At 71.9% G+C, this 16,351-nt stretch carries 17 protein-coding genes; 9 read left to right on the forward strand and 8 right to left on the reverse strand.

From position 1 onward, the window contains the following. Window positions 1–12: 12 nt before the first annotated feature. The 7 genes from ACYVLJ_RS12265 to hxlB are packed head-to-tail and all read left to right on the forward strand — an operon-like array spanning window position 13 to window position 6,512. Window positions 13–1,005 carry an ABC transporter substrate-binding protein gene (locus tag ACYVLJ_RS12265; RefSeq protein ID WP_460438718.1) on the forward strand — a complete coding sequence of 331 codons (993 nt, stop codon included), beginning with the start codon at window positions 13–15 and terminating at the stop codon, window positions 1,003–1,005. 58 nt (window positions 1,006–1,063) lie between these two features. Continuing rightward, on the forward strand, window positions 1,064–2,533 hold the full coding sequence (locus ACYVLJ_RS12270) for a xylulokinase (protein ID WP_460438719.1): 1,470 nt from the start codon (window positions 1,064–1,066) through the stop codon (window positions 2,531–2,533). Continuing rightward, a complete protein-coding gene (locus tag ACYVLJ_RS12275; protein ID WP_460438720.1) occupies window positions 2,530–3,171 on the forward strand; it encodes a beta/alpha barrel domain-containing protein in 642 nt (213 codons plus the stop codon). Before ACYVLJ_RS12270 ends, ACYVLJ_RS12275 begins: the two co-directional genes overlap by 4 nt. Beyond that, window positions 3,168–4,190 (forward strand): NAD(P)-dependent alcohol dehydrogenase, encoded by a 1,023-nt coding sequence (locus ACYVLJ_RS12280; RefSeq protein WP_460438721.1) that lies wholly within the window; start codon window positions 3,168–3,170, stop codon window positions 4,188–4,190. Before ACYVLJ_RS12275 ends, ACYVLJ_RS12280 begins: the two co-directional genes overlap by 4 nt. After that, window positions 4,187–4,966 carry an SDR family NAD(P)-dependent oxidoreductase gene (locus ACYVLJ_RS12285; protein WP_460438722.1) on the forward strand — a complete coding sequence of 260 codons (780 nt, stop codon included), beginning with the start codon at window positions 4,187–4,189 and terminating at the stop codon, window positions 4,964–4,966. Before ACYVLJ_RS12280 ends, ACYVLJ_RS12285 begins: the two co-directional genes overlap by 4 nt. An 11-nt stretch (window positions 4,967–4,977) precedes the next feature. Further along, window positions 4,978–5,988 carry a zinc-dependent alcohol dehydrogenase gene (locus ACYVLJ_RS12290; protein ID WP_460438723.1) on the forward strand — a complete coding sequence of 337 codons (1,011 nt, stop codon included), beginning with the start codon at window positions 4,978–4,980 and terminating at the stop codon, window positions 5,986–5,988. Further along, window positions 5,985–6,512: a phosphoheptose isomerase family protein gene (hxlB, locus tag ACYVLJ_RS12295; RefSeq protein WP_460438724.1), complete on the forward strand. Its 528-nt coding sequence runs from the start codon at window positions 5,985–5,987 to the stop codon at window positions 6,510–6,512. The genes ACYVLJ_RS12290 and hxlB overlap by 4 nt, the downstream gene beginning before the upstream one ends. A gap of 378 nt (window positions 6,513–6,890) precedes the next feature. Here the strand turns inward: hxlB and ACYVLJ_RS12300 are convergent, their stop codons facing one another. The 8 genes from ACYVLJ_RS12300 to ACYVLJ_RS12335 are packed head-to-tail and all read right to left on the reverse strand — an operon-like array spanning window position 6,891 to window position 14,268. Next, complete coding sequence (locus tag ACYVLJ_RS12300; protein WP_460438725.1) at window positions 6,891–7,565, reverse strand: GntR family transcriptional regulator; 675 nt, start codon at window positions 7,563–7,565, stop codon at window positions 6,891–6,893. Beyond that, entirely contained in the window at window positions 7,562–8,410 is an 849-nt protein-coding gene (locus ACYVLJ_RS12305) for an amidohydrolase family protein (protein WP_460438726.1), read from the reverse strand. Before ACYVLJ_RS12305 ends, ACYVLJ_RS12300 begins: the two co-directional genes overlap by 4 nt. 10 nt (window positions 8,411–8,420) lie before the next feature. Further along, a complete protein-coding gene (locus tag ACYVLJ_RS12310) occupies window positions 8,421–9,377 on the reverse strand; it encodes a substrate-binding domain-containing protein (RefSeq protein WP_460438727.1) in 957 nt (318 codons plus the stop codon). A 10-nt stretch (window positions 9,378–9,387) separates the two neighbouring features. Then, window positions 9,388–10,191 (reverse strand): hypothetical protein, encoded by an 804-nt coding sequence (locus tag ACYVLJ_RS12315; RefSeq protein WP_460438728.1) that lies wholly within the window; start codon window positions 10,189–10,191, stop codon window positions 9,388–9,390. Between the two features lies 1 nt (window position 10,192). Continuing rightward, the gene (locus ACYVLJ_RS12320; RefSeq protein WP_460438729.1) at window positions 10,193–11,836 is read right to left on the reverse strand and encodes a thiamine pyrophosphate-binding protein; all 1,644 of its coding nucleotides are present in this window, start codon (window positions 11,834–11,836) and stop codon (window positions 10,193–10,195) included. Continuing rightward, the gene (locus ACYVLJ_RS12325; RefSeq protein ID WP_460438730.1) at window positions 11,833–12,873 is read right to left on the reverse strand and encodes an amidohydrolase family protein; all 1,041 of its coding nucleotides are present in this window, start codon (window positions 12,871–12,873) and stop codon (window positions 11,833–11,835) included. The genes ACYVLJ_RS12320 and ACYVLJ_RS12325 overlap by 4 nt, the downstream gene beginning before the upstream one ends. After that, window positions 12,870–13,730: an HpcH/HpaI aldolase family protein gene (locus tag ACYVLJ_RS12330; RefSeq protein ID WP_460438731.1), complete on the reverse strand. Its 861-nt coding sequence runs from the start codon at window positions 13,728–13,730 to the stop codon at window positions 12,870–12,872. The genes ACYVLJ_RS12325 and ACYVLJ_RS12330 overlap by 4 nt, the downstream gene beginning before the upstream one ends. Then, the gene (locus tag ACYVLJ_RS12335; protein WP_460438732.1) at window positions 13,714–14,268 is read right to left on the reverse strand and encodes an SRPBCC family protein; all 555 of its coding nucleotides are present in this window, start codon (window positions 14,266–14,268) and stop codon (window positions 13,714–13,716) included. Before ACYVLJ_RS12335 ends, ACYVLJ_RS12330 begins: the two co-directional genes overlap by 17 nt. A gap of 320 nt (window positions 14,269–14,588) precedes the next feature. On the opposite strand from ACYVLJ_RS12335, the gene ACYVLJ_RS12340 reads away from it, so the two are divergent. Both ACYVLJ_RS12340 and ACYVLJ_RS12345 read left to right on the forward strand, forming a co-directional pair. Further along, complete coding sequence (locus ACYVLJ_RS12340; protein ID WP_460438733.1) at window positions 14,589–15,467, forward strand: substrate-binding domain-containing protein; 879 nt, start codon at window positions 14,589–14,591, stop codon at window positions 15,465–15,467. Window positions 15,468–15,499: 32 nt separating this feature from the next. Then, window positions 15,500–16,348, forward strand: coding sequence for an amidohydrolase family protein (locus ACYVLJ_RS12345; protein ID WP_460438734.1), 849 nt, complete (start codon window positions 15,500–15,502; stop codon window positions 16,346–16,348). The last annotated feature ends 3 nt before the right edge of the window (window positions 16,349–16,351 follow it).

The following is a 16,351-nucleotide window of genomic DNA, read 5'->3' on the forward strand; positions in this document are numbered from 1 at the left end:
CAAGGAGAACCCATGTCCCCCACCACCTCGCGCACCGGTACGCTCGCTGCGGCGGCCGTCCTCGCCCTCGGACTCACCGCCTGCAGCAACAGCGCCGACGTCGCGTCCGGCGGTACCAACGCCAAGCCGGTCAGCCGCGTCGCTCTTATCGGCGGCGTTCTCAACAGCCCCTTCTATTCGGCGATCGACTGCGGCGCCAAGACCCAGGCGAAGAAGCTCGGCATCGACTACAGCTACGCGGCCCCGCCGACCTTCGACGCCGCCGCGCAGCAGCCGGTGCTCACTTCGGTCATCGCGCAGCAGCCGCAAGCGATCCTGATCGCCCCGACCGACCGGACCGCGATGGCCGCGCCGATGCACCAGGCCAAGGCCGCCGGGATCAACCTCATTACCGTCGACACCCAGCTCGACGACACCGCCGACCTCTCGAGCCAGGTCAACAGCGACAACGTCGCCGGCGGCGCGCTCGGCGCGGACACGATGGCGAAGCTCATCGGCGGCAAGGGCAAGGTCGTCGTGCTCAGCGAGCCGCCGGGCAGCAGCACCGACGACCAGCGCGTCCATGGCTTCGTCGACCGGATGAAGCAGAAGTACCCGGACATCCAGGTCCTGCCCACCCAGTTCGCCGACCACTCCGCACAGGAGACGGCGTCCAAGGTGTCGGCGATCCTGGCAGCCAACCCGGACCTCACCGGCGTCTTCGCGGTCGACAACTTCACCGGCGACGGCGCGCCGATCGGCGTCCGCAACGCCAACGCCCGTTCGAAGGTGAAGATCGTCGCGTTCGACGCCCAGCCGAGCCAGGTCGACGGGCTCAAGGCCGGCGACATCGACGCGATCATCTCGCAGAACCCGTACGACATGGGCGTGCAAGGTGTCGACTACGCGGTCGCGCTCGGCAAGGGCGAGCAGGTGCCGGCGAAGAAGATCACCGGCCTGCTGGCCATCACGAAGGACAATGTGGGGTCTCCGGAAGCCGAGCCCTACATCTACAAGTCCTGCTGACACCCGGGCGGGGCGGCCCCCTGACCGCCCCGCCCCCACACAACGAAGGAGGTCCGCCGTGCCTGTCGTCGCCGGCGTCGACAGCTCGACCCAGTCGTGCAAGGTCGAGCTGCGGGACGCGGAAGAGGGCCGGCTGCTGGGCACCGGCTCCGCACCGCACCCGCCCGCGTTCGCCCCGTGCAGCGAACAGCACCCGGCGGACTGGTGGAACGCCTTCGAGCACGCCCTCGACGAGGCGATCGCGGCCGCCGGGATCGCCCGCACCGACGTGGCGGCGATCTCCGTCGCCGCGCAGTGCCACGGCCTCGTCGCCCTCGACGCCGGCGACGCCGTCCTGCGCGCGGCCAAGCTTTGGAACGACACCACCAGCGCCCCGCAGCTGGACCGGCTGCGGGAGCGGATCGGTGCCGAAGCCTGGATCAAGACGGTCGGCTCGCTGCCGACGGCCGCCTTCACCCTCGGCAAGCTCGCCTGGTTCGCCGAGCGGGAGCCGGCCGCGTTCGCCCGGCTCGCCCGGATCTGCCTGCCGCACGACTGGCTGACGCTGCGGCTGTCCGGACGGCACGTCACCGACCGCTCGGAAGCGTCGGGCACCGGCTACTGGAGTGCGGCCGAACACCGCTACCTGCCCGAGTACCTGTCGCTCGTCGACCCGGACCGCGACTGGGCGCCGCTGCTGCCCGAGGTGCTCGGCCCGGACGAGCCCGCCGGCCCGCTGACCGCCCGGGACCTGGGCCTGCGCGCGGACGCGGTGGTCGGACCGGGTGGCGGCGACCAGCACGCGGCCGCGCTCGGCCTCGCCGTCGAACCCGGCGACGTCGTCTACACGATCGCGACCTCCGGCGTCGTCTTCACCACCGCACCCGAGCCGGTCTTCGACCTCACCGGCATCGTCGACGGCGTCGCCGACTGCGCCGGCGGCTACCTGCCGCTGGTGTCCACCCTCAACGCCGCTCGCGTCACCGACTGGGCCGCGGGCATCCTCGGCGTCGGCCACGACGAGCTGGCCCGGCTCGCGCTGGCCGCGGACCCGCTGCGCTCCCCCGTGCTCGCCGCGTTCCTCGACGGCGAACGCAAGCCCGACCGCCCCGGCGCGAGCGGCCTGCTCGCCGGGATCACGTCGTCCACGACTCGTGAAGAACTCGCCCGCGCCGCCCACGACGGTGTCCTGCTCGGCCTGCTGCGCGGCGAAGCCCACATGAACGCCGCCGGAGTCGCGACCGGCGGGCGGGTGCTGATCACCGGCGGCGGTGCCCGCTCCGCGGCCTACCGGCAGCTGCTCGCCGACCTCACCGGCCGGGAGGTCCGCGTCGCCGACGCCGACGAGGCCACCGCCCGCGGCGCCGCGGTCCAGGCCGCGGCCGTGCTCACCGGCACCGGGGTCGAAGACGTCCGCCGGGCGTGGGCGCCCCGCACCGAGGTCGTCGCCACGCCGCGGCCCGGAACGGACGGCCTGCGCGAAAGGCTGCTCGACCGTTACGCCACCGTCGCGGACTGGACCGGATTCGACGGGCGGGCCCGCCGATGATCGCGCTGAACACCGAGCTGGTCCACCGGATCCAGCACAGCGGTGCCGAACTCGCCGCAAGCCTCTACGCCGCCCCACCCGGCGACCGGCCCGCGCTCGCGGACCTGCTGACCGAACAGAAGATCCGCGTCCACGCCGACCTCTTCGCCGACCCGGACGCCGGAGTCGACCCGGGCCTGATCGCCAGGCTCGCCGACCGCGGCGCCCTGCTCGACGTCCACCTGCTCACCGCCGGGGCCGTGCCCGCGCTGGACGCCGCCTGCCTCCCCGGGGTCGCGCGGGTGACGTTCCCGTTCGAGGACGTCGCCGACCCGGCAGGCGTCGCGACCCGGATCCGGGCCGCGGGCGCCTCCCCCTGGCTGGCGATCTCGCCCGGCACCGGCCTGGCCGCCTGTACGGCGGCGATGTCCCAGGTGGACGGCCTGCTCGTGATGCTGCTCGAACCGGGCACCCGCGGCGAGGCGGATCCCGCGCAGCTGGAGAAGGTTCGCCGGGCGAGCGCCACCCTGCCGGTCGGCGTGGACGGCGGTGTCGGCGAGGACAACCTCGACGCCGTCCTCGCCGCAGGCGCCACGTACGTAGTCATCGGGCGGCGGCTGCTCGCCACGCCCCCACCCACGAAGGAGGAACGCCGATGAACACGGACATCCCCCGCACCATGCGTGCCTCGGTCCTGGCCGCCAAGGCCGAGATCAGGCTCGACGAACGCCCGGTCCCCGTTCCCGCGCACGACGAGGTCCTGATCAAGGTCGCCTCGGTCGGCGTCTGCGGCTCCGACGTGCACTACTACCGAGAAGGCCGGATCGGCGACTTCGTCGTTGACAAACCGCTTGTGCTCGGCCACGAGGTGTCCGGCCGGATCGTCGCCGCCGGCGACGACGTCCCGGGGACCCGGATCGGCGAGCGCGTCGCGATCGAACCGCAACGACCCTGCCGCGTCTGCGCGCAGTGCACCGCGGGCCGCTACAACCTCTGCCCGCACATGGAGTTCTACGCGACCCCGCCGGTCGACGGCGCCTTCCAGGAATACGTGACCATCCAGGCACCGTTCGCGCATCCGGTGCCCGACAGCGTTTCCGACGACGTCGCCGCGCTGCTCGAACCGCTCTCGGTCGGCATCTGGGCGAGCCGCAAGGCCCAGGTCGTGCCCGGCTCGCGGGTGCTGATCGCCGGCGCGGGCCCGATCGGCGTGATCGCCGCCCAGGCCGCGAAAGCCTTCGGCGCGGCCGAAATCATCGTCAGCGACCCCGTCGCCGAACGCCGTGGGATGGCCGAGCGCTTCGGCGCGACCACCACCCTCGACCCGCTGCGCGACTCCCTCGCCGACCTCGGCGTCGACGCGTTCATCGACTGCTCCGGCGCCACCCCCGCGGTCAGGTCGGGGATCACCGCGGTCCGCGGCGCGGGCACGGTCGTGCTCGTCGGCATGGGCGCCGACGAGATCGCGCTGCCGATCCCGGTGATCCAGAACCGGGAGCTGAAGATCACCGGCGTCTTCCGCTACACCGGCACCTGGCCCGTCGCCGCCCACCTGGCCGCGACCGGGCAGGTCGACCTCGCTTCGCTGGTCACCGGTGTGTTCGACCTCGACCACGCCGAGGACGCCCTCAACGCCGACCGCACGCCCGGTTCGCTGAAGTCGGTGGTGCGGCTGTGACCGCCGTGCCCCGCGGCCTGGCCGCGTTCTCCCTGGACGACCGGAAGGCGCTCGTCACCGGCGGGAACCGGGGCCTGGGATTCGCCTTCACCCAGGCGCTCGCCGATTGCGGCGCTTCGGTCGCGTTCCTCAGCCGCGATGCCGATGCCAACGACGCGGCGGTGAAACGCCTGGCGGACAAGGGAATCCAAGCCCACGGCATCAGCGCCGACCTGGCCCGCGACGACGACGTCCGGCGCGGCGTCGACGAAGCCGCCGACGTCCTCGGCGGGCTCGACATCGTGGTGAACAACGCCGGCACCTGCTTCCACAACCCCGCGTGGACCGCGACCGACGAGCAGTGGCAGCAGGTCTTCGACCTCAACGTCCGGGCCGTCTGGAAGGTCAGCCTCGCCGCCGGGGCGCACCTGAAGAACGCCGGCGGCGGCGCGATCGTCAACATCGGCTCGATCTCCGGGCTGATCGTCAACCGTCCCCAGTCCCAGGCGCCCTACAACGCGTCCAAGGCGGCCGTGCACCAGCTGACGAAGTCGCTGGCCGCGGAGTGGGCGCCGGACGGCATCCGCGTCAACGCGGTCGCGCCCGGCTACGTCAAGACCGAGATGGCGCCGGTCGACCGGCCGGAGCTGCGGCGGATGTGGATCGACGACGCCCCGCAACGGCGGTACGCGATGCCCGAGGAGATCGCGCCGACCGTGGTCTACCTCTGCTCCCCCGCCGCCGCTTTCGTCACCGGCTCGGTCGTCGTCATCGACGGCGGCTACACCGTCTACTGAAGGACTCAGCGATGAACCAGCACAACCGCCGGGTGGTGGTGCGCGGCCTCGACGACATCGAGGTCGTCGCCGAGCCGGTGCCCCGGCCCGGCCCGGGCGAGGTCCGGGTGCGGCCGACCGTCGTCGGCGTGTGCGGCTCGGACACCCACGCCTGCCTCGGTTCGCACCCCTTCATCGACCTGCCGTACCGGCCCGGCCACGAAGTGGTCGGCGTCGTCGACCTCGTCGGCGAGCACGTCGGCGGGTTCACGCCCGGCGACCGGGTGGTCGTCGAGCCGAACCTCGCCTGCGGCCGCTGTGTGCAGTGCCGGGCCGGGCGTTACAACATCTGCGCGGAGCTGAAGGTCTTCGGGTGCCAGACGCCCGGCGGACTCGCCGACCGGTTCGTGATCGACGCCGGCCGGCTGCACCCCGTGCCGGACTCACTGTCCGACGTGGACGCCGTGTTGGCCGAGCCGCTGGCGACGCCGGTGCGTGCCGTCCGGTCGGCGGGCGACCTCACCGGCAAGTCGATCGCCGTGCTCGGCGCGGGGCCGATCGGCCTGCTCGTGCTGGCCGCCGCCCGCGCGGCCGGCGCGGCCCGCATCGCCGTCACCGACCTGCGGGCGAGCAAGCGGGACCGGGCGGCGGAACTCGGCGCGGACGTCGTGGCCGACGGCGCCGGCTCCCTCGCCCACCTCGCCGGCTCCGCCGACGTCGTCTTCGACTGCGTGGCCCGGCGTGCCTCGCTGGCCCAGGCCGTGAGCCTCGTGGTGAAGGGCGGCGAGATCGTCGTCGTCGGCGTCGGGTCCCCGGGCGAGACCGCGGTCCGGCTCGATCTCGTGCAGGACCGCGAAATCGTCGTCCGCGGTTCGCTGATGTTCGTGGCCGAGGACTTCACGAGGTCACTGCGGCTGCTGACCGAGGGCGCTGTGCGCGCCGAGGACATCGTCACCTCCGTCTTCGACGGCCTGGACACGGCGGCCGCGGCGTTTCGCGCCACGACCGACCCCGAGGAGTGCAAGGTGCTGATCCGGCCATGAGCACGCCCTGGCTCGCGGTCCGCGACGAGGTCGCCGGCGTCCTGTCGGCGGTCTCGGGCGACCAGATGGCCCGCGCGGCGAAGCTGTTCACCGACCGCGGCCGCCGCTGGTTCTGCTCGGGTCAGGGCCGCTCCGGCCTCGTCGCGCAGATGGCGGCGATGCGCCTGATGCACGTCGGCTTCGACGCGCACGCCGTCGGCGAAGCGACCGCCCCGTCGATCTCCACCGGCGATGGCCTGGTGATGCTCTCCGGCTCCGGCGAAACTCCCGTGACGCTCCACTTCGCGCGGCTGGCCCGGGAATTCGGCGCCGTCGTGCTGGCGGTGACGACGCGAGCCGACAGCACCCTGGCCCACCTCGCGGACGCCGTGATCGAAGTCCCCGCGGCCGGGACGGGCCAGTTCGGCGGTTCCCTGTTCGAGCAGAGCGCCCTGCTGCTGCTCGATGCCGTCGTCCTGGACCTCACCGACGACGACCCCGGCGCCTACGCCCTGATGCGAGCCCGGCACACGAACCTGCAGTGAGCCGGCCGACCAAGCCTCACGGCGGTCAACCGGCGCAGCGGGACCAGCAGGCCGGCCACCCGGCTCGGCCACCCGCGGCCGATGCGTCAGGCGAGCGGGAAGCGTTTGCCGAGCCAGTCGGCAATCCTCGCGGCTGCGAGTTCATTGCCAGTGGAGTCGCCTTCGGTGATCGCGGCGCCGAAGTGGAGGCCGCGCCGCCGACCGCGTGGACGCTCCGGTGGTGTTTCGGCAGTACTGCTGCCCGTCCTGCTGGACAGCGCCACACTCCAGCGTCATCCCGGCCGGTCATCCGGACGCCGTGGCGGCATCTTGATCGAATCGTGCGCGCCGTCGCGGATGACTCCTGGTACCGCCATCCGTGCCCTTCGAACCGCCCGATCACTCCGAGCCGTCGCCGGCCGGGACTACGACTCGGTCACCTCCGGGCTGTTCGAGCAGCAGTGCCCGCCGGGCCGATCCGACGTGGTGGCGCATCGCCGCCGACGCGGCCTCCGGGTTGCGCGTGACGATCGCCAGCAGGATCGCCCGGTGCTCGGCCAGTGAACCCGCGCGGGGGTGGCGGGCCGAGATGTTGCGGTACTGGCGCATCACCAGCGGATAGAGCAGCGTGTCATAGGTGCGCGCCAGTGTCGCCTGGTGAGCCGCCGCCTTGACCTGCTGGTGGAACGCCCGGTTGCCCTTCGAGTACGCGGCCTGGTCGCCGCGTTCCTGCGCCTGTTCCATCTCCTCCAGCGTGCGGCGCAGGCCGAGGATCTCTTCGTCGTTCGCGCGCTCCGCGGCCTTGCCCGCCAGCGCGGCTTCCAGGGTCTCGCGGGCCTCCAGGATGTCCGCGGCCTCCGCCAGGCTGAAGCTCCTGGTGCGGACGCCGCGGTTGGCTTCGCTGGTGACGTACCCCTCCTGCGCCAGGCGCACCAGCACCGACCGGATCGTCCCGCGCGACACGGCGAACCTGCTGGTCAGGTCCGACTCCGTCAGCCGGGTGTTCGGCTCGTAGGACCCGGACAGCAGTAGCGTCCGCAGGTCCTCGTAGACCTGGCTGTAGCGCGTGGTCACCCCGGCAGCCCCGGGTACAGCCGGCGCGCTGTGCCCGCGAAGATCTCGCGTTGCTCGGCCTCCGGGACCTCGGTCAGGACCTCCCGGGCGAGCGCCACCAGCTCGGGCAGTGACTGCTCGGCCGCGGGCAGGTTGGAGCCCCACGCGATCCGCTGGGCGCCGAAGGACGCCAGCACCTGGTCGAGGAACGCGGTGGCCTCCTTGCCCGCGGCGTGGAGCGGTTCGAGGGTGCGGTGCGTCAGCTTGAGGTGCAGTCCCGGGTGGACGGCGAGCTTCGCGACGTCGGCGCCGGCGTCGGCCGGGGACTCCGCGACGGCCGGGTAGCCCAGGTGGTCCAGCAGCACCCGGACCGTCGGGAACCGCTCCAGCAGCGCGACGAGCTGCGCGGTCGCGGGGCCGAGCCGCATCTGCAGGCACACCGTCACGCCCAGCTCGGCGGCCTTTTCCCAGAACGGGAACGACTCCGGCGCCGCGAACCACTCCCCCTGCGTCGGGACCGTGCTGCCGCTGGTGAACAACCGCACCCCCGACAGGCCGCCGCCGGTGACATCCGCGAGGTGCTCGGGCGCGTCCGGCCGGAGCGGGTCCACGGTCCCCACGGCGAGGAACCGGTCAGGCCGCTTCGCACGGCTGTCGAGGACGTAGGAGTTGTCGTAGCCGTACGCCGTGGTGGCCTGCACCAGGACGGCCTGGGCGATACCCGCCGCGTCCATCCGCTCGGCCATGCCGTCGGCGGTGACAGGCCGGGTGGTGGCCCAGCCGGACTGCTTGCCGCCCAACGGTGAACGCGGGTAGCGGGTGAGGTCGTCGGAGACGATGTGGCAGTGGGTGTCGACGATGTCCATGGGGTTCCTCTCAGGCGTCGGGGTAGTCGCCGGCGGCGAACAGCTGCGGTGGCTCGGCGTCGAGCAGGCCCTGCTGCCGCGAGAACGCCACCAGTGCCCGCAGGCTCCGCTCGTTGGCCGCCAGGCCGTACGGGATCGGATCGCCGCCGAGCTGCCGGGCCTGCTTGCCCAGCCGCGGCAACGCCGTCCACTCGGGATCGGCTTCGACCTGACGTCGCTTGCCCTCGGCGAACGCGGCGTACAGCGCGCTCGGTAGTCCGGGGTCCTTCTCGACGAGTCCGCGGCGCACGGCAATGACCGAGTGCAGCGGGTAGATCCCAGTGCGCAGGTACCAGTCGGTGGCGAGCACCTCGTGGTCGGGGAACAGCGGGTACGGGCCGTCGTCGAGCTGCTCGGCCGTCCACCCGGCCCGGGGCGCGCCCGCCCGTCCGGTGCCGGCGTTGCCGCTCAACGCGGCGTCGATCTCGCCCGCACGCAGCAGAGCGCCGAGCGAGCGTCCGTCGGGGACGCGCTCGACGTTCGACGGCGCCCGGCCCCCTATGTGGTCCTCGTCGTCCACGACCCACGTCACCGAGCCGAGATCGAGGCCGTACTCGTCGTGCAGGATGCCGCGCACCCACACCCCGGTCGTGACGGTGTAGGCGCGCACGCCGATCCGCTTGCCCGCGAGATCGCGCGGGAACCGGATCCCGGAACCATCCGCGCACTGGACGTCGGCGTGGTGGAACCGGCGGTTGAGGAACACCGGGATCGCGGTCAGCGGCACCCCGGCCTGCAGCGCCATCAAGTAGGACGTCGGCGCGAGCTCGCAGACGTCGAACTCGAGGTCGCGGATCATCCGGCGGTACGCGCCGATCACCGGGCTGACCTCCACCGGTTCCACCGCGTAGCCGGGGATTTCGACGTCGCCGCTCAGTAGGGCACGCCCGTGCGCGTAGTCCCCTAGGACCATCGAAAGCTTTTCCATGTCTTACCTTTCAGCTGAGGCGGGAAGCGCTGACACCGAGGACTGAGCAAGTGCGGTCCACCAGTTCGCCGAACGAGACCTCGCGCGGCAGCACCTGCTGTTCCCACGCGTAGCGCGCGACCTCGGTGACGGGCCCGCGCAGCGCCTCGAACCCGGCGAGGACCTTCGTCGCCAGCGCGTCGTAGACCGCGAGCACCTCCTTGGCGTCGGCCTCCGGCGAAAGAGCGACGACGTGGTTGACCGGCGTGAAGCCCTTGCGTGCGGCCCACTTCTCCGCGACGTCGAGCGCGTCCGGGATGGCCGTGCGGATCCGGTCGTCGGCGGGCAGTTCGTTGCCGAGGATCCCGAAGTCGACGTTCCCGGCCAAGAACTCGGCGGGCAGCTTCACGCCCTCCGGCGCCCGTCGCACCCACCCGGGATCGGTGTACTCGGGAAGGTGCCCGTCTTCGTAAGTGATCCAGTCCACTTCGGACAGATCGACGCCGTACTGCTCGGCGAGGAACCCGCGCACCCACACCCCGGTGGTCTGGCTCCACGAGCGCACGCCGACGGTGTGCCCGCGCACGCCTTCGACACCGGCGCTGCCCAACGTGACGAGGGTCTGGTGCTGGTGCCGTTCGAGCGCGGCGATCGGCAGCAGCGCCACCGGCTTCTCGTAGGCGACCGCCTGCAGCAGCGTGACGATGGCCAGCTCGCAGACGTCGGCGATGCCGTCGTCGAGGAACGGGCGCGACGCCTTGTGCACCGGCCGGATGTCCAGGCGTTCGCCGCCGGCGGCCGCCGCGAGGGTGTCGTTTCCCAGGATGATCTTCATGTCACACGTCCTCGCCGTACTGGATCCGCCGATAGGGCACGCTGAGCACGTCACGGGTGATCCGGACGTCGATGACGGTCGGCCGCGGCGCCCGGACGTACTCGCCCAGCGCGGCCCGCAGTTCCTCGACCGTGCGGACGGTCGCTCCCCCGCCGCCCAGCGCCCGGGCCACCGAGCCCAGCTCGGGCGTCGGGATCACCGCGAGGGCCGGGTCGAGGCCCTTGGCGGCGGCCTTGTGGTACTCCGCGCCGAGGCCTTCGTCGTTCATGACCACCACCAGCACGGGCAGTCCGTAGCGGCAGGCCGTCTCGAATTCCGGCAGGTGCATGAGGAAGCTCGCGTCGCCCTCGACGACGAACGTCGGCTCACCGGTGGCGACCGCCGCACCGATGGTCAGCAGCGGGGCCTGGCCGATCGCGCCGAACATGCCGTAGTTCGAGGTGACCTCGCGGGACCGCTGGAACAGCATGGTGCCGAAGTCGGTCTGGTGCCCGCTGCCGAGCACCAGGCCGATCTCGCCCGGCAACTCGGCGTCGATGACCGCGATCGCCTCGCGCGGGTCGATCAGGCCGGGCTCGCGGCGGTAGTCCGCGGGGTCTACCAGGGGCGCGGTGAGCCGGCTGCGCACGTCAGGGGTGTGGAAACCTTCTGCGGCTGCGCCGTCGAGAGCGTCGGTCAACGCGGTGAGCCCGGTGATCGCGTCGGCCTGGAGGTAGCAGTCGGCGACGCGGCCGTTGCCCATCACGACGTGCGGCGCGGTGTCGATCTGCACGAACGTCGCGTCGGGGAACAGGTAGCCGCTCTCGATGGTGTAGTGGTTGAGGCTCGCGCCCACCGCGATCACGCAGTCGGCTTCCTGCAACAGCTCCATCGCGACCTTGCTGCCGAACAGCCCGGCGATGCCGACGTGGTAGTCCGTCCGGCCGTAGAGCCAGTTCTTGGCCTGCAACGTCGTCGCGAGCAGGGCGCCGGTCCGCTGCTGGAGGGCGAGGACCTCGTCGCCGGCCCCGGCTTGGCGTGCGCCGCGGCCGGCGATGATCACCGGGCGCTTGCTCGCCGCGATCAGCTCGCGGGCCTGCCGGATCCGGTCCGGGTGCGGCAGGATCGCCGACGTGCGCAGCAGCTCGGTCGAGGGCGAGTACGGCATGACGTCCTCGAACTCCTGCAGCTGGACGTCGATCGGCGCGCTGATCATGACCGGCCGGGATTCGGTGCGGGCCAGGTGGAACGCGCGGCGCACGACCTCCTCGGCGGCGTCCGCCTTGGTGACGCGGAGGAACTCGCACTCGATCGCGGCGGCGAACCGGCGCTGGTCGAGGTACTGCACGGCCGACTCGTCGCCCAGCGGGGTTTCGCCGCAGAACGCGACGAGCGGGATGCGCGCGCGGGCCGCCACGATCATCGACGTCGCCAGCTGCGCGACGCCCGGTCCGCTCGTGGTCGTCACGACCGCGGGCCGGCCCGACGCGCGGGCGAACCCGTGCGCCATGCTGAGCCCCGCGCCTTCGTGGCGCACCTCGTAGAGGCGGGTGCCATGCTGGGCGAGGGCGTTCATCCAGTGCATGTTGGCGTCGCCCATCATGCCGAACACATCCGTCGTACCCTCGGCGGCGAACGCCGCGGCCAGTGCTTCGTAGACCTTCATCGCACGGCCTCCTTTTCCTTGTCCTGGATGCGGGCCGCGAGCCGCGGGAAGACGCGCAGCGCGTTGCCGCCGTAAATGGCGCGCCGGTCGTCCGGGGCGATCGACGGGATGGCGTCCAGCAGGGCCTTGGTGTCGTCGAACCGGTGGCCCGTCTCGGGATCGACCGCGCGGACGGCGCCGATCATCTCCGAGGCGAACAGGATGTTCGCGGCCGGGACGACGTCGGTGAGCAGCTCAAGGCCGCGCTTGTGGTAGACGCAGGTGTCGAAGAAGACGTTGCCCAGCAACGACTCTTCGAGCGGCGGCCGGCCCCGGTCGAGCAGGAAGCCGCGGTAGCGGCCCCAGTGGTAGGGCACCGCGCCGCCGCCGTGCGGCAGGATCAGCCGCAGCGTGGGGAAGTCGCGGAAGAGGTCCGACTGGCACAGCTGCATGAACGCCGTCGTGTCGCCGTTGAGGTAGTGCGCGCACGTGCCCTGGACGGCGTCGTTGCGCGACATCGCGACGTGCACCATCGCGGGGACGTCCAGCTCCACCAGCTTTTCGTAGAGCGGGTAGTAGATGCGGTCGGTCAGCGGCGGCGCCTGCCAGTAGCCGTCGGACGGGTCCGGGTTGAGCAGGCAGCCGACGAACCCGAGTTCGGTGACGCAGCGCTCCAGTTCGGCGGCCGACGCGGTCAACGCCGCGCCGGGCGACTGCGGAAGCTGGCAGACCGGAGCGAAGTTGTCCGGGAACAGGCCGCAGACGCGCGCGATGAGATCGTTGCTCACCCGGGACCACACGACGCTGGTCTCGGCGTCGCCGTAGTGGTGCGCCATCTTCCCGGCGCCGGGCGAGAACAGGGTGAGGTCGGTGCCGCGTTCGCGCTGCAGCTTGAGCTGGCCGTTCTCGATCGCGGCGCGGATCTCGTCGTCGCCGATGCGCAGCTCGTCGGGCGAGACGCGCGCGCCCGAGTCCTCGAACGCCTTGATCTGGCGTTCGCGCCACTGCCCGAGCGCGGGCGGCGCGGTCGTGAAGTGACCGTGACAGTCGATGATCATGAAGAGGTCCTCCCGGTGAGTACCCGGCCCCGTTCGAGGCCGGGGAAGCTGCGGACCGGCGCGGTCATGAGGAAGCGGTAGCCCTCGTCAACGACCTGCTGCGCGTTGCGGGCCGTGACGTGCGGGTGCCCGACGACGACGTCGTGCTCGAGGCACGTCTTCACGATCCGGGCCCGCGCCTCGACCATCAGCGGGTGCTCGAGCTGCCGCGGCACGCCGAGCTCCTGGCTCAGGTCGCCTTCGCCGATGAGGATCAGGCCGATGCCGGGCACCTCGTCGAGGATCGCGGGCAGGTTCTCGATGCCGAGCTGGTCTTCGATCTGGATCACGACCAGGATTTCGCCGTCCGTGGCGAGCGGCCAGACGTCGGCCTTGGCGTAGTAGTCCTGTGTGGACAGACCCCAGTACCGCGCGGCCGCGGCGGGAGCGTCGCCGCGCAGGCCCGCGGGCTCGAAGCGGCCGGCCTCCGGCAGCCGCGGGTATCGGCAGGCCGCGACGGCGTTGCGGGCCTCTTCGACGCGGGAGATGTGCGGCCAGACGATGCCGTACGCGCCGAGGTCGAGGGCCTGTTTCGCGTGCCACTGCCCGTGTTCGGCGCCGTTGACCGGCACCCGGACGAACGGCGTGGGTGACGGCGCGAGCGTGTCGCCTTCGAAGATGCGGCGGCGGTCGAGCAGGTACTGGAGGCTGTCACGCAGGTTCGCGGCGTCCCACGGCTTGTGCTCGGCCTCGAAGACCAGGCCGTCGTAGTCCGAACCCGCGAAGTCGAGGGCCGCGGCGGGTTCGGGGGCGGCGAACGCCGCGAAGGCGTGCTGCCCCGATTCCAGCGCGCCGATGACGCTATTGAGCCTGGCCACTGCGCACCTCGCTCTTCTGTCGCTTGAGGACGGTCGTCAGCCAGGCCTTCACCCGGGCCCACACCGAGCGGCGCGGCTCGGCCACGACGACGTCACCGGCACACCGGCGCACCAGTTCGGCCGCGAACTCCTTGGTCATCCGGGAAACCACGGCCCCGGCACCGGCTTCGATCAGCGACGCGAGCTTGCCCGCCAGGGCCACCTCGCCGGTGACGCGGACCCAGCAGCCGCCGGCGTCCTCGGTCACGTGGAAGGTGGCGTGCGCGGAGAAGCGCGTGGCGCCCTGGCCGTCCCGGCCCTTCGCCGACAGGCGCCCTTCCCGCGCGGGCTCGTCCAGGTCGAGCGACACGCGGGCACCGAAGCGCACGCGCACGGCGCCGAACTTGACGACGAGCGTGCCGTCGAAGGACCCGTCTTCGTGGGACTCGCCGAGTTCGGCGCCGCTGATGCAGGACACCACTTCGGCGGGGTCGGACACGACCTCCCACACCCGTCCCGGCGACGCGGGGACGGGGATCTTCTCGTCGATTTCGATCACAGCAGCGACCTCGCTTGGCGGTGGGTCTGATTGTTTAACAACTTTCTCCGGCAACGTAGCAGCGTCTCCGACGAATCGACAAGACGTGCAGGTGAACGACTTCGGTCACCGGCGCCCGCAACCAACTTGTTAAACAATTTTTGCCGATCTTCGCGTCGACCCGGAAACCGCCCGCGACCTGGGCGTCCTCGAGCGAGCGACCAGGCGAGCAGGGCAGATTCGCCCAGATTGTTCTACGATCTGGCCGTCGGAGCCCTTGAAACCCCAGGAGACGCCGCGTACGTTCGCCAACACTGTTGAACATTCCGGAGGAGTTGTCCATGGCCGGGCCCCTGTCCATCGCGGTGAAGTCCTACCCGCACACGGCGTTCCTGACCGATCCCGCCTTCACCGCCGGCGGCCGCCCCGTGTCCGTCGACGCGGCCGACCCCATCTACCGCGCGTTCGCCCCGATGGTGCGCGAGCTGCGCTACGACGTCAGCGAGCTGGCGATCGCCACGTTCCTGCAGGCCCACGAGGCCGGGGCGCCGATCGCCCTGCTCCCGGTGGTGCTCAGCGGCGACTTCCACCACCACTCGCTGACCCGCTGGCCCGGCTCGCCGGAGATCGCACCGGGCGACCTGGCCGACCGCCGGATCGGCGTCCGCGCCTACAGCCAGACCACCGGCCTGTGGGTCCGCGGGATCCTGCAGGAGGAGTACGGCCTCGACGCCAAGGACGTCACCTGGGTGACCACCGAGGAGCCGCACGTCGCCGAGTACGTCGAGCCGCCGAACGTCGAGCGCACGACCGGCAAGCTCCTCGACGTGCTGCGCCGCGGCGACGTCTCGGCCGCTGTACTGGGTCCGCCCGCGCTCGACAACGCCGAGGGCCCGCTGGTCCCGATCATCCCCGACTGGCGCGCCGCCGAAGAGGCGTGGGGCGTCCGGCACGGGACCGTGCCGATCAACCACATGCTCACCGTCCGGCAGGACCTCCTCGAGCGCGAGCCGCAGGTGGTCAGCGACCTCTACCGGGCGTTCGGCGCCCGCATCGAGGAGCGCAAGGCGGCCGGGGACGGCCCGCGCGTGCGTGCCCTGCGGTTCGGGGTCACCGACGAGCTGGTCGCCGGGCTGCAGGTCGCGATCGACTACGCGCTGCAGCAGAACGTGATCCGGACCCCGGTGACCGTGGCCGAGCTGCTCGGCGACTTCGCCTGATTCCCGCTCATTTTTCCCAGACCCGAGGTGCCATGTTCAGCGTCGACACGCACACCCACATCATCTCCCCGGACACCACCGCGTACCCCGCCGCGCCGCTGGGCGGCCACCGCTCGGAGTGGTCGCGCGAGCGCCCGGCCGACATCGACGCGCTGCTGCGCGAAGCCGATGCCGCCGGGGTGGACCACCTGATCCTCGTCCAGGCGTCGACCGTCTACGGGTTCGACAACAGCTACGTCGCCGACCAGCTCGCCCAGTACCCTGACCGGCTCAGCGGCGTCTGCTCGGTGGACTTCCTCTCCCCGAAAGCCGTCGACGACCTGGGCCACTGGATCGACGAACGCGGCTTCCGCGGCGTGCGCATCCGCGCCGCGGACGGCACGACCGCCGTCCCGACGCCCGGCCGCGGACTCGACGACGAGCGCATGACGCCGGTCTGGGAGTTCCTTTCCCAGCGCCGAGTCCCGGTGTGCGTCCAGATGCACGCGAAGCACGCCCCGATCCTGGCCGGCCTGCTGGAGCGCTACCCCGGGCTCACCGTGATCCTCGACCACGCCGCCCGGCCGCAGCTCGGCGATGTCGAGCCGTACCCGGAGCTGTCCCGACTCAGCGGGACCGGCCGTGTGTTCGTCAAGCTCACCCCGCCGGCTGTACTGCGAGCTGGGCAGGAAGCGGCGCCGCTGTTCGCCAAGCTGGTCCGGGCCTTCGGTGCCGATCACGTGCTCTGGGGGTCCAACTTCCCCGCGTCGGCGGGCACGCTGGCCGAGCTGGCCGAGCTCGTCCAGGCGCAGCTGCCCGAACTGGGCGACGCGGACCTGCCCCTGGTCAAGGGCGGGAACGCCGCTCGGCTTTACGGCGTCACCGTCGCGGAGGGACAGTGATGC

This window comes from Amycolatopsis stemonae, assembly GCF_054781455.1.